The 20,082-nt window shown below is 50.5% G+C and carries 19 protein-coding genes; 13 read left to right on the top strand and 6 right to left on the bottom strand.

The window, feature by feature from the left end:
• The first annotated feature begins 28 nt into the window (after positions 1-28).
• Positions 29-1,246 (top strand): TraB/GumN family protein, encoded by a 1,218-nt coding sequence (locus NST44_RS01950; RefSeq protein WP_007132523.1) that lies wholly within the window; start codon positions 29-31, stop codon positions 1,244-1,246.
• 182 nt (positions 1,247-1,428) lie between these two features.
• Here NST44_RS01950 and NST44_RS01945 read toward each other — a convergent pair whose 3' ends face one another.
• Positions 1,429-2,301: an AraC family transcriptional regulator gene (locus NST44_RS01945; RefSeq protein ID WP_007132522.1), complete on the bottom strand. Its 873-nt coding sequence runs from the start codon at positions 2,299-2,301 to the stop codon at positions 1,429-1,431.
• A 154-nt stretch (positions 2,302-2,455) separates the two neighbouring features.
• Between NST44_RS01945 and NST44_RS01940 the strand changes: the two genes are divergently transcribed.
• The 11 genes from NST44_RS01940 (at position 2,456) to NST44_RS01890 (ending at position 13,768) form a co-directional block, all read left to right on the top strand.
• Positions 2,456-3,640: a Gfo/Idh/MocA family protein gene (locus tag NST44_RS01940; RefSeq protein WP_007132521.1), complete on the top strand. Its 1,185-nt coding sequence runs from the start codon at positions 2,456-2,458 to the stop codon at positions 3,638-3,640.
• A gap of 291 nt (positions 3,641-3,931) precedes the next feature.
• Positions 3,932-4,531: a TetR/AcrR family transcriptional regulator gene (locus tag NST44_RS01935; protein WP_144869941.1), complete on the top strand. Its 600-nt coding sequence runs from the start codon at positions 3,932-3,934 to the stop codon at positions 4,529-4,531.
• Between the two features lie 189 nt (positions 4,532-4,720).
• Complete coding sequence (locus tag NST44_RS01930) at positions 4,721-5,194, top strand: DUF3574 domain-containing protein (RefSeq protein WP_340897558.1); 474 nt, start codon at positions 4,721-4,723, stop codon at positions 5,192-5,194.
• Positions 5,195-5,233: 39 nt separating this feature from the next.
• Complete coding sequence (locus NST44_RS01925) at positions 5,234-5,911, top strand: hypothetical protein (protein ID WP_007132518.1); 678 nt, start codon at positions 5,234-5,236, stop codon at positions 5,909-5,911.
• Positions 5,904-7,709: an NPCBM/NEW2 domain-containing protein gene (locus tag NST44_RS01920; protein WP_007132517.1), complete on the top strand. Its 1,806-nt coding sequence runs from the start codon at positions 5,904-5,906 to the stop codon at positions 7,707-7,709. The genes NST44_RS01925 and NST44_RS01920 overlap by 8 nt, the downstream gene beginning before the upstream one ends.
• 251 nt (positions 7,710-7,960) lie before the next feature.
• Positions 7,961-8,626: a TetR/AcrR family transcriptional regulator gene (locus NST44_RS01915; protein ID WP_007132516.1), complete on the top strand. Its 666-nt coding sequence runs from the start codon at positions 7,961-7,963 to the stop codon at positions 8,624-8,626.
• A gap of 115 nt (positions 8,627-8,741) precedes the next feature.
• Complete coding sequence (locus tag NST44_RS01910; RefSeq protein WP_084047061.1) at positions 8,742-9,410, top strand: pentapeptide repeat-containing protein; 669 nt, start codon at positions 8,742-8,744, stop codon at positions 9,408-9,410.
• Positions 9,411-9,509: 99 nt separating this feature from the next.
• Entirely contained in the window at positions 9,510-10,739 is a 1,230-nt protein-coding gene (locus NST44_RS01905) for a serine hydrolase domain-containing protein (protein ID WP_340901407.1), read from the top strand.
• Between the two features lie 310 nt (positions 10,740-11,049).
• Entirely contained in the window at positions 11,050-11,586 is a 537-nt protein-coding gene (locus NST44_RS01900; protein ID WP_223260682.1) for a sigma-70 family RNA polymerase sigma factor, read from the top strand.
• Positions 11,573-12,781, top strand: coding sequence for a DUF4179 domain-containing protein (locus tag NST44_RS01895; RefSeq protein WP_007132511.1), 1,209 nt, complete (start codon positions 11,573-11,575; stop codon positions 12,779-12,781). The genes NST44_RS01900 and NST44_RS01895 overlap by 14 nt, the downstream gene beginning before the upstream one ends.
• Before the next feature lie 42 nt (positions 12,782-12,823).
• Complete coding sequence (locus NST44_RS01890) at positions 12,824-13,768, top strand: DUF5643 domain-containing protein (protein ID WP_340897553.1); 945 nt, start codon at positions 12,824-12,826, stop codon at positions 13,766-13,768.
• A 397-nt stretch (positions 13,769-14,165) separates the two neighbouring features.
• On the opposite strand, the gene NST44_RS01885 is transcribed toward NST44_RS01890, so the two are convergent.
• From NST44_RS01885 to NST44_RS01865, 5 genes are all read right to left on the bottom strand, one after another.
• Positions 14,166-15,158 carry a hypothetical protein gene (locus NST44_RS01885; RefSeq protein WP_210094189.1) on the bottom strand — a complete coding sequence of 331 codons (993 nt, stop codon included), beginning with the start codon at positions 15,156-15,158 and terminating at the stop codon, positions 14,166-14,168.
• Between the two features lie 29 nt (positions 15,159-15,187).
• The gene (locus NST44_RS01880) at positions 15,188-16,294 is read right to left on the bottom strand and encodes a DUF4179 domain-containing protein (RefSeq protein ID WP_007132508.1); all 1,107 of its coding nucleotides are present in this window, start codon (positions 16,292-16,294) and stop codon (positions 15,188-15,190) included.
• Positions 16,284-16,862: a sigma-70 family RNA polymerase sigma factor gene (locus tag NST44_RS01875; protein ID WP_007132507.1), complete on the bottom strand. Its 579-nt coding sequence runs from the start codon at positions 16,860-16,862 to the stop codon at positions 16,284-16,286. The genes NST44_RS01880 and NST44_RS01875 overlap by 11 nt, the downstream gene beginning before the upstream one ends.
• Before the next feature lie 72 nt (positions 16,863-16,934).
• On the bottom strand, positions 16,935-18,182 hold the full coding sequence (locus tag NST44_RS01870) for an anti-sigma factor (protein WP_007132506.1): 1,248 nt from the start codon (positions 18,180-18,182) through the stop codon (positions 16,935-16,937).
• A complete protein-coding gene (locus tag NST44_RS01865; RefSeq protein WP_340901406.1) occupies positions 18,179-18,673 on the bottom strand; it encodes a sigma-70 family RNA polymerase sigma factor in 495 nt (164 codons plus the stop codon). Before NST44_RS01865 ends, NST44_RS01870 begins: the two co-directional genes overlap by 4 nt.
• Before the next feature lie 468 nt (positions 18,674-19,141).
• Between NST44_RS01865 and NST44_RS01860 the strand changes: the two genes are divergently transcribed.
• Entirely contained in the window at positions 19,142-20,068 is a 927-nt protein-coding gene (locus tag NST44_RS01860; RefSeq protein WP_340897545.1) for a serine/threonine protein kinase, read from the top strand.
• The last annotated feature ends 14 nt before the right edge of the window (positions 20,069-20,082 follow it).

The raw sequence follows: 20,082 nt of genomic DNA, 5'->3' as shown, positions 1-20,082 counted from the left end.
ACACCAACAATATTAAGGAGAACCACACATGAAAAATTGGAAACGAATGCTCTTATCGCTCATCGTCTCAGCGGGAATTATCACCACAGCGGCTGCACCTGCAATGGCTGCTCCCAAGCAGCCGGCAGTTAAGGTGAATGATCAGACCGTAGCATATGCCGGAGGTACTCCGGTCATCGATCACGGAACAACGTATGTTCCGCTGAAAACGACGCTCCAGGCAATGGATGCGAAGCTTAAGAATGCCGCAGATGGTACGATTCACGCCGTTGTGGACGGCAAGACGATTACGCTGAAAAGCAAGCTCAAGCGCATCAATGGCGTAACCTATGCCCCAATTCGGGTGGTCGGCGATGCGGCCGGATATGAGGTCCGTTGGGATGCCAAAACGCGCACGGTGGTGCTGGTTTCCAAGGCAACTGAAACCGCGCAGACCGGCGGCCGCGGGTTTATGTGGGAAGTAGAGAGCAATGGGAACACAGTGTATCTGGTGGGCTCCATGCATATTGCGGATGACAGCTTCTACCCGCTGCGTCCGGAATTTGAGGAAGCCTTTGCCGAAGCGGATTATCTCGGTGTCGAGGTGGATGTCAGCAAGGCAGCCGACGACGCGCAGCAGCAGCTGATCATGGATATGGGCATGTATAAGGATGGAACAACGCTCAAGGATCATGTGTCCAGCGAGACGTACGCCAAGCTCGGCAAAATCCTGACGGAGAGCGGCATGAAGCCGAATGCCTTGGATGCGTTCAAGCCTTGGGTAGTGGAATCCACGATCAGCAGCTTGAAAGCGGTGAAGGCTGGATATGAAGCCGCTCAAGGGATCGATCTGTATTTCGTCCAGAAAGCGATCGAACGCAAAATTCCGGTAATCGAGCTGGAATCCTATGAATTGCAGCTGGGCATGTTTAACGGCTTCTCCAAAGAGCTGCAGGAGAAGAATCTCAACATCGCCTTGGACAATTTCGACGTGCTGGATGACGGCGTGGAGCAATTGGCTAAAATGTGGAAGACGGGCAATGATGAGGCGCTGCTGGAGTTCACCAACAGCATGGCTGTTGATGAGGAATACAACAAAGCGATGCTGATTGACCGAAACATCGGAATGGCCGAGAAAATCGACGGATACCTGAAAAACGGCAAAAACGAAGAGTACTTCATCGTGGTTGGTGCAGCCCATTATCTGGGTGAGCATGGGATCGTCAAGCTGCTGGAGGACAAAGGGTACACCGTTGTTCGTAAATAGATTGGCCTGCAAAAGTTGAGGCTCTAACACCGGGTTTGGAAAGAAGCTAGTAAGGCTTATCGAATCATACTTCGTAATAATTTGGATTATATTAGCTTAAATCAATGGTGAACAAGAAGCCAAGAGCAGGGATGTGCTCTTGGCTTCTTGTAGTTGCTGACTATGATATCTAAACAGAAGAATCATGTACTCGTCCATTTCTTTCGATATTGATGCGGCGTGATTCCCATATGCGACTTGAACAATTTGCAAAAATAGGAGCTATTCGTTAAACCGATCTCCTCCGCAATGAGTGAGATCGGTTTTTTCGTAGTTGCTAACAGCTGGATGGATTGATGAATCCTTCGGGCTGCAATGTATTCCGTGATACTGATCCCTGTCGCTTCTTTAAAGAGATGTGACAAATGGTAGGGAGACAGATGCAGCGACTTGGCCATATCGTCCAATCGGAAAGGAACCGAATAGTTCGTTTCGATCCAGTTCAAAATGTGCTCCACCCGATGATTTTTACGGCGGGCTGGGTATGTTGTGCCTCGTTCTTTCCGCTTATCCCATATCTGTTTCAGGGAGCGAAACAGTGCGACAAGAAACAGCGAAATTTCTTCATATTTTTCCGTGCCGGTCAGCGTCGGGAATCGATCGTGCATGCTCTTGTATGCACTGTCCAGGTAAGGGTCATCGACTTCATAGAGACAAGGGAAGGGGAGATTGCCTAAGTATATAAAATTGTAAAATTCGTGGAGTGCGGGCCATTGTTTAAAATAAGACTCGTACACGGTCGGTTCGAAAATCGCAATCGATCGTTCGAAGCATTGTTGGTTGTCGTATTCAAGCTTTAGATGATGGAGTTGGCAAGGCTGAAAAATACAAAGCATGCCCGGCTTAATCTCATAGCTGATGTTATTTACGATCATGGTTCCTCTTCCTTGATGAATGAACAACACTTCAAGTCCAAGGTGGGAATGGAAAGTCTCTTTATGCTCGTAATTTTCGCTTTTACGTCTATAGGCAAAGTACAAGGGAGAGATCCTGTCGTCGCTTGCAACCAACGGCAAGTTATTCGCCTCCTTCTTCCTCGTCTTCGTGCTTGCATTGAATATACCATACAATCCGCAACACAGCGTTATTTTCCCCCCATAACAAAATACATTTGCAAGGCTGCCCCAGCTACACTTCTTTATATAAAACAAAGTTGGGAGGCAAAAACGTATGTTAAAGGTTGCAATTATAGGTACGGGAGCAATTTCACCCAGTCATATCGAAGCATATCTGCAATTCGAGGACCGCTGTAAAATTGTTGCCCTATGCGATCTTTATCCCGAGAAGGCAGAAGCGAGGCGGGAGCAGTACGGACTAGATGCCAAAATCGTACAAGATTATAAAGAACTGCTCAAAGACGGAATCGATCTCGTTTCCATCTGTATGCCTCCGTATGTTCATGCGCAGGTTACGGTCGATTTTCTGAATGCAGGAAGCCATGTCGTTGTTGAGAAGCCTATGGCAGCGTCGCTTAAGGAATGTGACGATATGATCGAAGCGGCACAGAATAGCGGTAAGCTGTTGTCCGTTATCGCCCAGAACCGATTCAGAAACCCGATTATGAAGCTGAAGCACATATTGGACAGCGGCATGGCCGGCAAGATTCTGCATGCTCAAGTGGATTCTTTCTGGTGGCGAGGCCATTGTTATTACGACTTATGGTGGCGCGGCACTTGGGAGAAAGAAGGGGGAGGCCCTACTCTAAATCATGCCGTACATCATATTGATGGATTGCTTTGGATGCTCGGTCGTCCAAGCCAAATACAAGCCTATATGAGCAACGTTGCTCATGATAATGCGGAGGTTGAGGATTTATCCATTGCGATGATGAAATATCCGAATGGAGCCTTGGGGCAGCTTACCAGCTCGGTTGTTCACCACGGCGAAGAGCAGCAATACGTCTTCCAAGGGCAGTTTGCCCGGATTTCCGCACCTTGGCGGGTCACGGCCTCCATTTCTTTGCCGAACGGATTCCCTGAACGCGATCTGAAGCTGGAAGAGAAAATTCAGAAATACTATGACGAATTGCCGGATTTGCCGTACGAGGGCCATACCGGTCAGATCGACAATATGCTGAGCGCGATCGAGCATGGAACACCGGTGCTCATCGACGGAGAAAGCGGCCGCAGCACATTGGAGTTGATCATGAGCATTTACAAATCCGCGAGCACGGGAGAGAACGTGCAGCTTCCGCTGCGAAAGGACGATCCTTTCTATACGCAGGATGGTGTTAAAGGGAATGTTCCTTATTTTTACGAAAAGGGCAAGAGCGTTGAGAATTTTACGGAGATGAAAATCACGACAGGAAGCAATTATGGCGCACAAAAGGATCATGTTGGAGGCATATCACAATGATCAAAAGCGATGGAATGAACGACGCCCCGACGTTTTTTTGGGAAACGGCAATCTGAACAAGTCTAGGAACGAACAAGCGTAATCATATGGAGCATTGGAGCTTCATTTTTCATTTGTTGGTGATTAAGAAGCCAAGAGCAGGCGTGCTCTTGGCTTCTTTTTGCAGCTGCTATGTTAAATCGGGGCAGCAGAATTTGTGATGGCACATCGACCTGATGTGACCTTCTTTCGGCGGCGGGACCGCGTTATGTTATACTCGGATATATTAAATAATTTACAGGGGAGTATGCAATGAAACACAGAGAAATGTCCGAACGTACCGTGCGGAAGCTCATCGAGGTCGGAATCGATTTGTTTTCGGAGCAGGGATATACAAGCACCAGCATTGATCAAATCGTCAAGAAAGCGCAATTGTCCAAAGGGGCGTTCTATGCCCATTTTGAATCGAAGGAAGAATTTCTGATCCGGATTCTGAGAGAAAGCTTTCGCGAATATTTTGAAGGACTGCAGCATATTTTGGACCGGAAGAATCAGAACTTAATGGATAGTTATATGGAATCATCCAAGCTGACATTGAAAGAATCATATCAAAAGGGTTTCTCCCAGCTTCTGCTGCAATCGGCGATGGTTTCCCGGCAATTGCCTAACGTCCATGAAAAACTGAAGGCATTGATCGATGAATGGAAGCATAATCTGATCCCCTATTTCGACGAGATGAAGAAGGAAGGGTTCATCAACAAAACTCTTGATTCCGAAAGAATATTTACGGTAGGAGTCGCTTTGTTTATGGGGTACAATATCCAGCATTACATCGACGAACAAGTACCGTTGGAAGATATGATGGAGGTTTTTTTAGGGGTATTACAAACCGATCGTCTCACGAAGGAGTGACTTTGTTCGCTCCATACCCTTATTGCTGCGTTTTCCGTCAGTCCGATTCCACCGCAATCTTTGGAACCAAACGGCCATCTTTATAAGACTAAGTTCCCATTGTGCATGAAATCTCCACATTCTATACTGGTGAAGTAAATACCGACCGGTAGGTATTTAATTTGACCTGACAAAGGAGATCTGAAAATCATGAAGAAGATGTGGCTTGCCGCGCTGTCTGTTGTTTTCGTATTGGCTCTTTTCGTTGTACCCGTGCAGCAGTCTTTCAGTTCAGCGGAAGGCAGCTCCGGTGCGAACGGCACCGCCGGAAGCGCCCTGGACGGCCAGTTTCAACTCGGGCACGTTGTGAAAATTTACGTTCCTTCCACGGTGAACGGCGATATTCCGATTACCGAAGAGGCGCACGAAAAGTTCGTCGACCAAGCGCTTACCCAGTTTTCAGGCTGGTTCGGAGGGGCTACGGCGGTTGAAGGTACGGGAGCCTGGGTGGACGACAATAAGAAGCTGATCAAGGAAAAAGTGACGATTGTCTACGCGTTCGCGGAGAAGCTGGATAAAGCCGCAATTAATCAGGTTGTCGATTATGCCAAAAAAATGAAAGTGGAGCTAGGCCAATCTTCCGTATCGCTCGAAGTGGACGGCAAGATGTACTTTATCGAGTAAGCTGCTGGTACACAACTATCGATAGGCGGGAGATAGAAGATGAGAAAAATCGTAATCGCCTTGTCCCTTATGATGCTTGTCGTCTTGACGGGATGCGGAAAGCTGGATCTCGTCATCCATGATGACGGCTCGGGTAAAGGGAAGTTTTCGGTCGATCTTTCGGGGATGATATCCGCCGATGAACTGAAGGAGGAACTCGAGAAGGAGATCACGAACGCGAACGCGGATGCCGGGAAAGAAGTCATCCGGCTGGACAGTTTCAAGGAGAAGGACGGAAAAGTCGACGCAACGGTTTCGTTCGATAGCCTGACCGCGCTGAGTGGCGGGGAAGACTCGCTGCTGGCGACGGTTGCGGATATGAAGAGGCTCTATCCCGAGCGGATCAACGAGCTGGTCGAAGCGCCCGGGGACATCGAGAAGATTGCGGATAAGCCTGTCGTCTATCTGAACCTGGACGATGATATGGAAATTACGGTTACGGTGCCGGGCAATATTCTGTATGCCACCGGCGGAACCGCTGCCGAAGGCAAGCCTCGAACGCTCCAACTGGCCTCAGATGAAGCGGTCATCGTCTACGAACCATCTGCGAATAGGTCGTGGATGGTATGGGTTGGCGTGCTGCTGGCCGTCATCATCGCGGCGTATATCATCTATCGGAAAGGGCGGTTCCGGAACGCAGCGTCCGGGACGAAAGGAGGAAACGCTCCGAATGCGTAACCGAAATCGTGCATGGGTCGGGATATTGGGATGCCTCTGGTTGCTGGCCGGCTGCAGCAGCGGCGGCGGAGAGTACGAGAAGCTCATGGCGGCGGCCGATAAGGCGATGGAGAGCCTGGACGTGGATACCGCCATTGCCCAGTACCGCAAAGTAACGGAGATGGACCCTGAAAAGTTGAAGTACGGCGAAGGACGGCTCGTTATCGCCAGTGAGCTGCTGATGAACGCTGAAGAACTGAAGGGCCGACTGGATGAACTGAAATCGCGCACCGAGGAAGTGAAAAAGGCGGTAGCAGGCCTCGATATCGAGAATGCAGAGGCGGAGGAAGTCGTCCGAATGAACGGGGAGCTAAACGATATTCAATCAAACCTCGAAGAGTTCTCAACGACCTCCTTGTACAAGGAAATCTCGGATTTGCGAAATCAATTCATGAATGACATCAAAACCAAGAGAATCGATCCGATTGTGAGCGGGATCGAAGCCAGTATCGGGAAACTCGAGTTTGATGTTGCCGAAAGCGGCGTAGCGGAGCTGCGACAATTCGCGGACGGCTTCTCCGAGGTGGTGGGGAGCATTCCGGAGGATTTTTCCTCCCGGATCGAGATGGAAAAAGCGAAGTATATCGAATTTCCGGTCACGTACAACAATCGGGAAGTAGTGCTCCTGCAAAATGATGCAGGCAAAATTACGTTCCTTGGCGAAGGGGTAAGACAGAACGAGCTTGTGCTGGTTTACAAATATGAAGGGGAAATCCGGCTTGCGTCCACGAAGGTTGCCCCGGAAATCCAGGCCGTATTCAGTGACGGCAGTTCGGTCGAGCTGGACGAGGATGACACCACGTTCCGCCATTTTCCGGACCACACCATTGCATACCAGCCGGTGTCGGATGATCCGGCCCACACGCTCGTCCGGCTCGACTATCGATTCGGTATGAACGAAGACGAAACGTACAAAAAAGCCGAAATCGGACCTGCAGGCGAGACGGCAACGCTCAAGGAGGTCGCGGCGTTGCCGGACACGGAGCTCCAGCCTTCCTTGAGCGCCGTGAACGGCAAGATGACGGTCGAGATCAGCAAGATCGCCATCCAGGAACGTACGGTAACCGTCGAAGGCAAGCTGACGTCGGGCGCAGATGTCAGTCTTGAAACCCCTGCGTCGCTCTACGTGCCGTCCCATGAACTTTTCGACTCTAATTGGATGAACGAGGAACTGTTCGCCGGGGTGGGTAAAGAGTTTGCCGTACAGTTCGATTTACGTCACAGAATTCCAGCTGAAGCCAAGTACCTGAAATTTTACATTGCGGGAGTTCAAGTAAACATCGACCTCGCGACCGGGAAGGAATATGCTCCGTTGGGCCAAGAACTATTAACGCAGCAGATCATCGTTCCCGGCGAAGAAACGGACGTCACCGAAGGCTTCGATGAATGGAACGATACGTTTCTGGAAGACGGGAGCGGCAATCTGTTCGCCGACGGAATCGCCTTTATCCAGAAATATCATTGGACCGAGTCACCCTCCTTTTCAGTCGGCTTGAACCAGCAATATAAGCGATTGACCGCGAAAGCCGCAGTCGACAAGCTGACCGCCGGAGGCGAGTACGGAAGCAGCAAGGTCAAGGTCATGGGCGACGGAAAAGTGTTGAAAATACTGTCGTTCAGTTCGGCAAAGTCCGCTCCGCTGGACCTTGATGTGAATGTGAGCGGCGTCCGCACGCTGGAGTTTATCATCGCTCCTACTCCCGGCAAATATGGCGAGACCCAGCGAATTATTATCGGCGACGGCGTTCTTACGCCGTAAAGCATTGAACCGGCCTGCTGCAGGCCGGTTTTCAATCCTTTTTGCGGGTCCCCACGACCCCCTACTGAAGACGGCGGATAATCAAATATTGATTTCAGGAAGGTTGACTAATGGTGCAGCAGCCGGCGAAAGTTGTTCATGATACATAACGACAAAGAATTTTATAAAAATAACGAATTAGAGGTTGACACCAAAAGATTCATCGGATATATTCAATACATACCAACCGAATGTATGAAAGGTGAAAACGAATGGCAAGAAATAAATATCCGGAAGAAACCATCAATCAAATCCTAACCGTGGCTCTTAACCTGTTCATGCAAAAGGGATACGAGCAGACCTCCATTCAGGATATTATCAACGAGCTGGGCGGACTGACAAAAGGAGCAATTTATCATCACTTCAAGTCGAAGGAAGAGATCTGGCAGGCCGTCATCGATCATGCGTTCAAAGGCGTTGACGAGATGCTGTCCGGCATCCGGGATGATAAAGGGCTGAACGGACTGGAGAAGCTCCGCAAGATTTCTCAAGCCTCTCTCGACAATGCTGCCAGCAACGAACTGGCATCGGTGGGGCCGAACCTCTTGCGTAATCCGAAGCTGCTGGCGGCCCAGATCGAGAACATCCTCGAAAAAGCCGTACCCGTCTATATCCAGCCCATTATCGAACAGGGAATGCGGGACGGCTCGATCCGAACCGACTATCCAAGGGAGCTTAGCGAAGTCCTGGTGATTCTCACCAATATTTGGCTAAACCCGGAGGTCATTGAGGCTTCCCCCGAGATGATGCTGCATAAGGTAAGATTTTTCGATGAAATATTGAAAGGCCTGGGGCTTGATCTGTTCGATGAGCAAATGTATCAACGATACGAGGAATTGTTTCGAGTGTCAGCGAGAGAAGTCAGCAAAGAAAACTAAACTGCCGAGAGGCAGCTTATTTTTAAGCCTATACATACCATCGGTTGGTATGAATAGGTGACCTGGCTCAAAAGTGATCATTAGAAAACTAATTATAAGGGAGATGTGAATATTTATGAATCAAACCAAAACCTCTAACTCGCAGGATCGGCAAGTAGTGACAAGCTTTAACGCAAGCAATCTGGCGAAAAGCGACTTTGCAGGCGTTACGGCCCACAATGGACAGTTTAAAAGCAGCTCGCTCTCGGGTTCCGACTTTTCGGGCGCTGATTTGACCGGCAGTTCGTTTAAGAGCAGCGACGTACACGGTGCCCATTTTGACGGCACGAATCTGACGGACTGCAACCTGTCTACCCTTGACCTGGCCAATGCAAGCTTCAATAAAACGGTCCTTGTGCGCACCGACTTCAGTAAGTCGAGGTTGGCCGGAGCAACATTCCTGGATGCCAAGCTGACCGACGTCAATCTGACGATGACCGATCTTAGAAACACCGTCTTTGAAAATTGTATGTTCGACGGGGCAGACTTCACAAATAGCGATCTGACAGGGCTGGTGCTTGACGGCCAAACCTTCATCGGCGTCAGGTTTGACAAGGCGGGGTTGAACGGCGTTTCGTTCAAGGGGGCGGTAATCAAGAATTCGTCTTTCCAAGGATCTTCGTTGTCCAAGAAGTATTACCGTGCCATCAAAACCATCTGCTTTGACGGCGCAACGATGGATAAGCTGACCTATGCGGCGCTTAAAGGCTTGGAGGCTAATCTGTCCAAGGTTACGGTTGTTTAAGACAAATGGAAAACGCCAAGCCGGGCGAAAGTGTAGTTTAAAAACAATGGGATTTACAAAAAAAATTTAAGTGAGGGATATCAAATGAATAAGATTGCAATGGGACATAGCAACAAAGGATTTACCGACAAAGGGCTGCGCAGAATGCGCGACGTGCTGGCAAGTCATGTGGATTCCGGGAAGATACCAGGGCTCGTCGCCCTCGTCAGCCGAAACGGGGAGACGCACGTCGAAGCGATCGGCACGATGCGCCATGACGGCGGCGCGCCGATGCGCCGGGACACGATCTTCCGGATGGCGTCCACTTCCAAGATGATCGGAGCCGCGGCGGTGATGGTCCTGCTCGACGAGTGCAAGCTGCATCTGGATGACCCGGTAGATAAGTGGCTGCCCGAGCTCGCCAACCGGCAGGTGCTGAAGCGACCTGACGGCCCGCTGGACGAAACCGTGCCGGCACGGCGACCGATCACCGTGCGGGATCTGTTGACCTCTACGTTCGGACTCGGAGTGGATATGACGTTAATGGGCTCCCCGATCCAAAACGCGATCTTCGAGAATGGATTATTTGACACGCCAGGGCAGGAGATGCCGGAGCCGGATGAGTGGATGCGCCGCCTGGGTACGCTCCCGCTATGCTACCAGCCCGGAGAACGGTGGCAGTACCACATGAGCAACGAAGTGCTCGGCGTACTCGTTGCGAGGGTTACCGGTCAGACATTCGAGACGTTCCTGCGCGAACGCATCTTTGATCCGCTGGGGATGAAGGATACCGGCTTCTACGTGCCCGAAGGCAAAATTGACCGGCTGCCTCCGGCCTACGTTCCCGATCCGCAGACCGGCGAGTTCATCGTATGGGATGAGGCGTGCGGCGGACGCTACAGTAAGCCGCCAGCGTTCCAAGCAGGCGGCGGCGGACTGCTCTCCACCGTCGACGACTATGACGCATTTTTACGAATGCTGCTGAACCAAGGGATGCACGGGAACGAACGGATCCTGTCCCGGCCCGCTGTCGAGCTGATGACCACGAACCGACTCACGCCCGAGCAGCAAGCATTCCGGGACGACTTGGCCAAAAACAACGTCCACCTGTCGCATGGCCAAGGGCAGCACGGCGGCTGGGGCTTCGGAATGGCGGTGCGCACCTACCGCGGCGACTATGCGTCCATCGGTCAGTTCGGCTGGGACGGCGGAAGCGGCACCTCGGCGTACGCGGACCCGGCCAAACAGCTGACCGGAATCCTGCTCACCCAGGTCGGGATGTCCACCCCGGATTCGGCGCATCTTATCCACGACTTCTGGACCATGGTATATCAGGCAATCGAAGACTGATATCGAGCCCGCGGGCTGGTCAGTCCGCCGATAACTCACGACACCAACCAATAACGGCTTTTGGAGAAAGTACTTCTCTAAACCTTGATCATCTTTACGAATGAATTCATATGTTTAGGACATTTTTGATAGCTGGTATGTTAAAATTGAAGCAGCAGAATATGGTTGGATCGCAAGAAGATCGCCCTCCCTGATCTTAGAGTCAGGAGCCTGGCGATCTTTTTTTGCTCGAAATATAACCTTTCGCAAGACAAGCCCATCTAATCTTATAGAGGGCCCTCAAAAGGAGATGAATAAAATCGTGCAGAACATGGAATCGGAGGTCAAGCGGGCACAGCGGGGAGATCGGGAAGCGTTTATTCGACTCTTCCGCCAGCTGGAACCCGAGCTGTACTGCTTGGCAAAGACCATTGTAAGACGCGATGAAGATTGTGCGGACGTCTTTCAGGAAACGACCCTGAAGGCATATAAAGCTTTGTCGACATTGCAGCAGCCGAAGTATTTTAAAACCTGGGTGATCCGGATTTTGATCAATGAGTGCAACCAGCTGCTTCGCAGCCGGGAACGAACGGTTGCCATGGCCGAGGTTCCGGAAACGGCCAGCTCCGCGGATTATTACGGGGACAGCCACAAGCTGGACCTTCGTGAAGCCGTCGATCACCTGGATGAATCATTGCGAATCGTCATTCATTTGTTTTATTTTCAGGATTTACCCATTAAGCAGATCTCAAGCATACTGGAAATTTCGGAGGGGGCTGTCCGGGCACGCCTGCACCGGGCGCGCGGGATTCTAGCGGAACGGGTAAAGCAATCACGGGAAGGGAGGCTGGCGTATGAAGCCTTTTGACTTAGACCAGGAACTCCGGAAGACAGGAAAAGAAAAGCTGGCGGCCGGGGTGCCGGATATGATTCGGCAGCGTCAGGATGAAGTTTATGCATCGCTGGCCGACCTGCCGATGCAGACCAGAACCGGCCGGAAGCAGCGCTCGGGCAGGGCCCGTACCTTCGCCATTGGCGCAGCGGCCGCAGCCTTTATCGGGGTGATGAGCAGCGCTTATGTATCGCCGATTATGGCGGAATCGCTCAAAAAGGTCCCGCTGATCGGGAGCATCTTTCAGATGGTTAACGACCTGGGGCTGCAGACGGCGGAAGAACGCGGGCTGGTTACTCCGCTGAGCGTCAGCGCCGAGCAGGAAGGCATAACGCTCAGCATACCGGAGGTCGTCTATGACGGAACCCGTCTGTCCATGGCCGTTAAACGGGAGGGTGAAGGCTTGGAGGGCGGTATCCTGGAGCATACGGCCATTCAGGAAGGCAATACGTCGAAAGATATCTATCCGAGAGGCGCGATTACCCGGATCGAAATGCAAATCGACGGCACCTCGATTGATGACTATGACCTTGGAGCAAGACCAGGGCTATCGGGCAAGCCGACTTCGGACCCGAACGGCGCATTATTTGAATTGCTGAACATGTCCTTGGACGAGAACGGGATCCGTATGCCTGATGAGTTTCAATTGACGGTGAACATCACGCTGGAAGGGATTGCGAAGCCGTTCGTGATGGAAATTCCTGTCCGCAAAAGCACGGATCAGATCATCCTGCCTCTCAAAGAAACCAGGGAGTGGAACGGCATTCAATTAACGCTCGAGCAGCTTAAATTCACGCCGATCACGACCGGCATTCTGATGAACATTGAGCAGACGAATCCGGACAAAGCGCTCAGCGATGAGACCCTGCTATTCGAGGTGTGGGATGAGAAGGGCAGAGTTCTGGAAACGGTGGGCGGATTGGGGATATATTCGGAGGACAACCACCGGCAAGAACGGGAGGAGCTGCTGTTTGACCGCTTTGCAGAGGCTCCCCGAACGATCACGCTCAAAGTGTTTAAGCCCGAGCTCGCGGATCCTTCCCAAAAGAGCGGATCATTTAAGACCGACGAAAATGGGGACTTATTAAAGACGTACTTGGACGAGCTTGAGATCACGATTCCGGTCGATCAGGCCGGCTTGAAGCAGCTGTATGATGATCGTCAGCAATAAAGATGATACGGACGATAACAAACTTAATCAGGAGGAATCAATATGAAAAAGGCATATAAAGTGATGAGCTCCGTGGCTTTGGCCGGCATGATTATAAGCGGTGCTGCATGGGGGACGGCGCAGGCAGCCACTCAGCCTTCCGCGAAAGCACAGTCTGCGGTATCCCAGCGTGTAACCCAAGAGGGGGTAACCTTGAGCGTTGCCAAAGCGCTGTATGACGGAAACCATGTCCGTATTGAGCTTAAGCGCAGCGGGAAAGGATCTGATGGGAAGCTTGTCGGAGGGAAAATTGACGAGAAGACAGGCGACTACTTGCTTGGCAAGGGATCGATCAGCAATATCAAGATGGCCATCAACGGCAAATCGATTAACGAGTATGGCGGCGGCGATCACGCGAAAAGACCAACCCTCGTATGGGGACCAAAAGGAAATGATACGGCCGTCATCTACTTGACGGATGCCTCCCAGCTCGGAGGCAATCTCGAAGCATTCCCGGATAAGTTCCAGCTTACCGCCGAGGTTGATCTGGAAGGCTACAAAAAGCCGTTTAAGCTGAAGATTCCTGTCCAAAAAACAGCCGAGAAGCCGGTTGTTGTCAAGCCTAATGTAACCAAAACATCAGGCAACGTAACCATCAAGCTGAACAAGGCAACACTCACATCGACTTCGTCCAGGCTGCAATTGATCATGGAGGGGTACAAGCAGCATCCGGAAGCAAATCAGGACATACTCTTTGATTTTGTGGACGATCAAGGCCGTATCATCGAACGTATCTCCGGATCCGGCACAGACGAAAACAATGCGAAAGGGGATATGTACTACGATTTCGTGTTAGAAGCTGTCGGAAAATCTGCCAAGTCCATGACGGTGAAGCCGTTCAAACCGGTAGTGATAGATGACGGCTCCGGTCGATTCAAGCTAGATGGAAACGGCGAGATTGTCAAACAATATATCAAAGAGCTCGAAATGGCCGTTTCCGTAAAGTAGCAAACGCCTTGCAGGATCGCCGGGGACAGACCCGTTTATGAGAAAAAGCTTAAAACCTTACAAGCACATGTACAAACAGCCAGTCGCCGAATATCCGGCGACTGGCTGTTTCGTTTCGTTAATCGTCTTCAACTATAATAAAATGAAGCGTCGGGTGCGCGTTGGATCAAGTCACTTCCGAAGGTGGCCACAGAAAAATTTAAACAACCTTGATACGGTGGAACTCCGTACCAAGGTTGCTTAAAGCCTATCCGTTTTAATGCTGTCTACTTGATGGGGGGAAGATCAGCGTACCGACACCCATTTTTTCAACGCTTTAATTGATCTCCCACTGGGCTCAATTCCTCGATGATCAGGGCATACTTTATGGAGAGAGCCGTCTTAGAAGGAGCAGCGGTTACTTTAACTTGAGAGCATAGATTTGCCCTTTCGAATTATACACGCCTTCTACGCTTTGTTTATTTTTCATAGTAAAATGGACGGTTCCTGGAAGATCTTTATCCTTGGCAGCTTTGTACCCGGTCAAATCCAGATTCATGCTGCTCTGGGCAAGTGGAATGGCAGCCTGCAAGAGCTTGTCCTCGCTCATATTCATTAGATTCTTATACCCTTTGGTATATTCGGCTGCGGAATCCTGAAGGCTGGATACTTCAAACATCGTAACTCCCCGCGACGCTTCGTCAATGCTTATAAAGATCGGCATTTTTGCGGAAGTTCCTTGGAATGTCAGCTCGAAATGAGATTTGCCCTTTTCGGTAACATAGGACGCCTTCGTCAGTTTGCCGAGGCTCAGGCCCTGGAATCCTTTGGTAACCTCGCTCGCTGCATCCTGTATGTCCTGAGATACCGACTCAACTGGTATGGTGGACATCACCCGCTTAACTTTGCCGTCAAGAAGTGTAATGTAATGATTATCTACGTGTGTAAACACTTCAACCTTGCCTGAATCGGCTTGCTTGCCGGAATAGCTGACCGTAAGCGTGGCTGATTCGGGCAGCGACTCCACATCCAGATCCTTGAGCACCGATTGGATAGTCTCTTTGCTGGAGCTTTGCAGATCCGCCCATTTTTGTTCAAGTTGGATGGAGTCTATTTTATTATTGGTAATGTTGACGTAACTGTAATGGGCTCCCTTAATCGTAAGCGTCCAGCCGGTATCATTTCCTGTTTTCCAACTTTCCACTTTGCTGAAAGAATAGCTTTTACCGGTTGCATCTTTCAGCTTTTTCTGTGCCTCGGATATTAATTTGGGATCGATTTTTTTGAGGGAAGAAGCCGCGGCAGCAGAAGTATTGGCTTTGGCTGCGGCATGCGTAGTCAACAGCGGTGCGGAAGTCATTAAAAGGCCTGCAGCCGTCAGGATCGTCATTGCTTTTATCGATTTTTTCATGTATGTTTCCTCCAGTGATTCGAAAATTTTTAGTCATTTCCCTCGATCGGTACAGTCAATTCCAGATCCTTGATGTATTCTTTCTCCCAAGCGTCAGGGGAGTCTCCATACACATAACGGAACGGCTTAATCGTGAATGACTGATGATCGGAAGGAAGGGGCTCGTACAGCATGTCCAAGCGACGGTAACCTTGTTTCATATCGTTAGCGTAGAGGTCAATGATTTTTATTTCTGTGCCGTCTTGACCTACGACTTCAAAGTAAATGGTCCGTTCATCCGAAGAAGTCTCTTTTAATACCAGCTCCATGCGAGTGGAGACTGGGGAGCGCTCCATTTCTTCCAGCCTCCAGCTAACTTGCCTTGATGATTTCTCCGCTTCCGGATATAGGATATGATTATCTGTATTTTTGCGCATCGGAATTTGCAGGATAAACGGCTCCGGGATCATCTCGAGCCTAACCTCAAGCGTCAAATTAAACGTTTCCGGCAGCACAGGCCTGCGGGCAGCTTGGTCCGAAGACGCTCCGGTAATCGTGACAATGGCGGATTCCGCATCGTTGCCGGGGCCGATATCCCAAGTAATGCTTTCTTCTGTTCCATTGATGAAGGCCCTCATCACTTGAAAGGAACCCTTGCTTTTTAGTGATGAAGCTTCGGATTGGCCGCGAGCGAAAGGATCAAACAGGGAGGCGGGATGTCCTGCCTCATCCAGTTGAAGCGCTATAGCTCCGCGCATGCCGTCGAACATAGCCTGTGATGCCGTCAAAGTGTAGCCCTCGTGTGTGTCATAGTAATCCGTTTCCGTGGCCAACCCTTTCTGCTCAGCTGCCTTTAATCCTAAGTCGCCTGCTAGCTTAAACACATTATGCATCATTGGAATGCGGCTTAGGGTTTCGGCCATCACGGGGGAAATGAAGGCAGAGGACACGATGACAACGACAATGAAAACAGCTGCCGTTCCGATCACAAAGGCATTACGAATGATGCTGCGACTACGTGATTTTCGGGTTAACCGATCTCTGTCGGAAATGCGTTCCTCCGTCGATTGTAATATGCTGTCATATAGATCCTGCGGGATATTCAGATGATCAGCCGCCTGATGCATGTGATCCTTCAACCGTTCTTCAATGGACAAAGCAATCACCTCCCTTTTCTAAATCCAGCTCTACAGAATGTTTGCGAAGCTCTTTCAAGGCTTGATGGTGCCTCGATTTCACGGTCCCGATCGGGACCGCGAGCAGCTCGGAAATCTCGGTTAGGCTGTATTCATGATAGTACCGGAGAACAACGACAATTCGAAGCTTGTAGGATAAATGATTTAGAAGCTCGAGCAATTCTCGGCTTGTCTCGTTCCATACAATGACCCGGTCCGTCCGTGGGTGCTCGGGCTGGATTTCAAGCATTTTTTGGCGCTCGAACAGGCGGAATTTACGCCATTTTCGGCGCCTCCAGTCCTGAACCTGCCGGATCGCGATTCCGTGCAGCCAATTCCGAAAGGGACGATTGGGGTCATAGTTGGGTAGCGAGAGCCACAGCTTAAAATAAATTTCATTCATGATATCCTCTATATCCTGCCGGCCGGATACAAGAAGAGCCACCGTTCGGTACACATTATCGACGGTTCGATCATAAACATACCGGAATGCTTCCTTGTCCCCCTCCTTTAGTCGCTGCAGCCACGGTGTTAAGTCTGAACCTTGCAAGCTTGCTCCTCCTTTAATGTGACCTCACCTATATATTCGCTCCGAGTCGCCAAGAGGTTCGGTGAAAAATAATTACTCGTTCCAATTCCACAGCCGTACTTCCCCGACACGCAGGTCATGCACCCAGGAAACCTCGCGCAGCGTCAGCAGCTCCTTGACGGGACCGGTAATGACGGCACCATAGAGATGAACGCCATTCTCCTCTACGTAAGCCAATGAAGCGTCGACGTCAATGAACGGAGCTACCCGCTCGCTAATGAGTTTATACTCCTGCATAAGCCGCAGTGATTTGATGAAGTGAGCATTCCGCAGCTTCCCGTCCCCGTAGGTGTCCAATGACGGATAATGTCCGCCGCTGGACACGATTTTGCCGAACCAGCCGCGCTTTTCTTCCTTATAGGAGGTGATCGTCAAATCGTCATGATGCCAGACGGGATAGGATGGAAAGCCGACAGGGTCGGTGATTACGCCATCATGATTGCCGAACCGGTCCTCCGGTCCGGTATCCACGGCAAACCAGACGGGCTCCATGTTCCGTTTCTCGAATTGCTTCAGCAGCTCATCCGTAGTGAAGAAACGGTTAAACGATACATAGGCTTCGGCCACGGTGCCTTCGGGAAGCTTCTCGAGCCGGGACCAGTCACCGCTTTTTGCGGAAGAGGCGCTTGCTGTCTGTTTGTTTGACTGTTCCCTGGGATCTTCATTTGGATTCGCGGAAGAAGTCTCTGGAGTAGGGTCCGGCCGATAGAATATCTGCGATTGACGCGAGCTGCCATTCTTCCAATCCGCATTGACGGAAGGCAGCCCAAACAGGAAGTTGACGGTGTACTCACCGACAGTCACTCGTTCGCTTCCTACTTGCTTTTCCATATCTCCGTATATCTCTTGCATGAAATAGGTTTTGCCCTGACTGTTCAGTGAAACGTTAATGTTAGGCATGGTGATCGAGATGGCCGAAGCAATGGCATCCCGATATTTATCGTTTCGGCTCGGATCGCCGACACCGTAGAACAGCGCGGTACCGATCGAGCTAAGAAAGGTAATCACCAGGAATGCGGTTATCACTGTCAACGTATTTGAGATTCGGGCTTTCCATTTGGCCCTGCGAACAATGCGTTTTTCCTTCTTGGGTGAGAGGTCGTTCTGAACATCGGCCGGGCGCTTAGATCCAGCATTGTCCGGTTCGTTATCCATCCATTCGTTTAAATAAGCCTGATATTCCTCCAGCTTCTCCATTTCCCGTTCGATTTCGTTTTTCTCCTCGTCCGTCAGCTTGCCGTCCGCATAATCTCTCAATCGCTGCTTGAAATCTTCGCTCATAACCTTCCGTCCTTTCGTTTCATTTCCCGCAGCCGCTGCCTGGCTCGAAATAAGGTGATTTTGATATGGGATAACGTGATGCCCATAATATCCGCAGCTTCCTGGTAGGTGAATTGGTGAAAATCCACCAGGAGCACCGCCTGCCGCTGCTTCTCCGGAATATCGGCCAACATTCGTCCAATTTCTCTTTGGACTTCTTGCTGGAGCAGGGTGATCTCCGGCGTATCCCGGTCGACCATCCGAGCGAAAAAGGCGGCATCCTTGACGATGCTGCGGCTTGCCTTGCGCTGATAATCCACATAAGCGTTATGGGCAACGCGAAATAGCCATGGCTTGATTCGTTCATTCTTCCAATCCTCAAGGTACAGGTACGCCCGGTAAAAGGTTTCCTGTACCAGGTCTTCTGCCGTATGGTGATCATAAGAGAGGGAGTACAAGTAACGGTAAACGTCTTTGACGTAATATTGATAAATCGATTCCAGACTGTTCAGGTTCCTGCCCTCCTCTCTATGTAATTCACGTATAAGCGGAGCATAAAGTTACAGTTTTTCGCCGCAAAAAAATGAAACAGGGCTTTGTTGCACATTCGAAAAGCTAACTATACCTGAAGAGCCGGTCTTTGAATTGCCCCTTAACCGCAGCTGCCCGTAAACCCGCTTAAGCAAATGCAAAAATAAAAGCCCGCCGGGAGCGGGCTTTTATTAGACATGCGGTGCAGGGATTGCAGAGGTAGAGCAGGAAGTCAAAGACGCCATGAATCACTATCTGCTCTTATTGATATATTCGGTAATCAATTTGTAACCATTATATACCAACCCCGCAATATCGCAATTGAAAAACCGAATAGCAGTATGCGCATCATTTAATGGAATTCATTTGGCCGATTGCAAGGGTTTCGTGTCATCCATCTCGAATATGAAATTCTAAATAGAACTAGAGCAAAAGAGGCGGAGGAAGGCATGAAACCGGAAAAGGACGGGCCATATTTGCAGCGTAATACCGTATTGCACGGCAAATATCTTGTGAAAAGAATCATCGCCCAAAGCGAGCTGTCACTTGTCTATCTTGGGCGTAATCCTGAAGGCGGGCTTGCCGTGATTAAGGAGTTTTATCCGAAGGCGTTGTCGCTGCGTGATCTTGACGGCAAGCAGGTGCTGTGCAGAATGCGCCCCAACCGGACGAAATTCGACAAATTGAAGGACGCTTTTGTCCGGGAAGCGGAAACGCTGCGGCGGCTTCGGCATCCCGGTATCGTTCGGCATGAGTGTCACTTCAGCGAGAATGGAACGGTATATCTCGTGATGGAGTATCTGCGGGGGAGAACGCTTGAGAAATTGCTGCAGGAGGGGAAGCTGTCTGCGGAAGCGCTGCTGAACAGAATTTTGCCGTTACTCGTCGCGGCTGTTCAGTATATCCATGGCGAAGGCTGCATTCACCTGGACATCAAGCCGGCCAATGTGGTGGTGCTGAGCAGCGGAGAGATCCGTTTAATTGATTTCGGCTCTGCGCGATGGGGCGGCGAGGATGGGGACCGGAGCATCATGACATCTACCTTCTATTCGCCGCTAGAATTGTATTCGGAGTCATCCCGGAAGGGGCCGCATAGCGATGTCTACAGCCTATGTGCGACGATGTATACGGCTCTATCCGGTCAGCCGCCTTCCGATATCGGCGAACGCCTTATTGAAGATCGGCTGATTCCGATCCGTAAGCTGGTTCCGAAGCTGAGCCCGTTCCTGTCCCGCGTCATAATGTCAGGGCTGTCGATTCGTGAGCGCAGACCGTCGCTATCGCTGCTGAAGGCAGCCCTTTTAGTCGAGCGTTATCGCTGGAATCGCATGAACAGCCGCTCAGCCGTTCCCTATGAAGAATCGTACCGTAAATAGTGCATGGGAAATAC

The sequence above is a fragment of the Paenibacillus sp. FSL W8-0919 genome (genome assembly GCF_038003785.1).
In the GTDB taxonomy this organism is placed as follows: domain Bacteria; phylum Bacillota; class Bacilli; order Paenibacillales; family Paenibacillaceae; genus Paenibacillus_AQ; species Paenibacillus_AQ lactis.
The sequence above is the reverse complement of the archived record's forward strand: the minus strand, read 5'-3'. Positions and strand labels throughout refer to the sequence as shown.

Bases quoted from the DNA above. Each gene is read 5' to 3' on its own strand.
- NST44_RS01930 (WP_340897558.1), top strand. From the start codon at position 4,721: ATGAAGAAGATGTGGCTTGCCGCGCTGTCTGTTGTTTTCGTATTGGCT.
- NST44_RS01890 (WP_340897553.1), top strand. From the start codon at position 12,824: ATGAAAAAGGCATATAAAGTGATGAGCTCCGTGGCTTTGGCCGGCATG.
- NST44_RS01905 (WP_340901407.1), top strand. From the start codon at position 9,510: ATGGGACATAGCAACAAAGGATTTACCGACAAAGGGCTGCGCAGAATG.
- NST44_RS01925 (WP_007132518.1), top strand. From the start codon at position 5,234: ATGAGAAAAATCGTAATCGCCTTGTCCCTTATGATGCTTGTCGTCTTG.
- NST44_RS01915 (WP_007132516.1), top strand. From the start codon at position 7,961: ATGGCAAGAAATAAATATCCGGAAGAAACCATCAATCAAATCCTAACC.
- NST44_RS01900 (WP_223260682.1), top strand. From the start codon at position 11,050: ATGGAATCGGAGGTCAAGCGGGCACAGCGGGGAGATCGGGAAGCGTTT.
- NST44_RS01895 (WP_007132511.1), top strand. From the start codon at position 11,573: ATGAAGCCTTTTGACTTAGACCAGGAACTCCGGAAGACAGGAAAAGAA.
- NST44_RS01910 (WP_084047061.1), top strand. From the start codon at position 8,742: ATGAATCAAACCAAAACCTCTAACTCGCAGGATCGGCAAGTAGTGACA.
- NST44_RS01920 (WP_007132517.1), top strand. From the start codon at position 5,904: ATGCGTAACCGAAATCGTGCATGGGTCGGGATATTGGGATGCCTCTGG.
- NST44_RS01870 (WP_007132506.1), bottom strand. From the start codon at position 18,182: ATGAGCGAAGATTTCAAGCAGCGATTGAGAGATTATGCGGACGGCAAG.
- NST44_RS01860 (WP_340897545.1), top strand. From the start codon at position 19,142: ATGAAACCGGAAAAGGACGGGCCATATTTGCAGCGTAATACCGTATTG.
- NST44_RS01935 (WP_144869941.1), top strand. From the start codon at position 3,932: ATGAAACACAGAGAAATGTCCGAACGTACCGTGCGGAAGCTCATCGAG.
- NST44_RS01950 (WP_007132523.1), top strand. From the start codon at position 29: ATGAAAAATTGGAAACGAATGCTCTTATCGCTCATCGTCTCAGCGGGA.
- NST44_RS01940 (WP_007132521.1), top strand. From the start codon at position 2,456: ATGTTAAAGGTTGCAATTATAGGTACGGGAGCAATTTCACCCAGTCAT.
- NST44_RS01885 (WP_210094189.1), bottom strand. From the start codon at position 15,158: ATGAAAAAATCGATAAAAGCAATGACGATCCTGACGGCTGCAGGCCTT.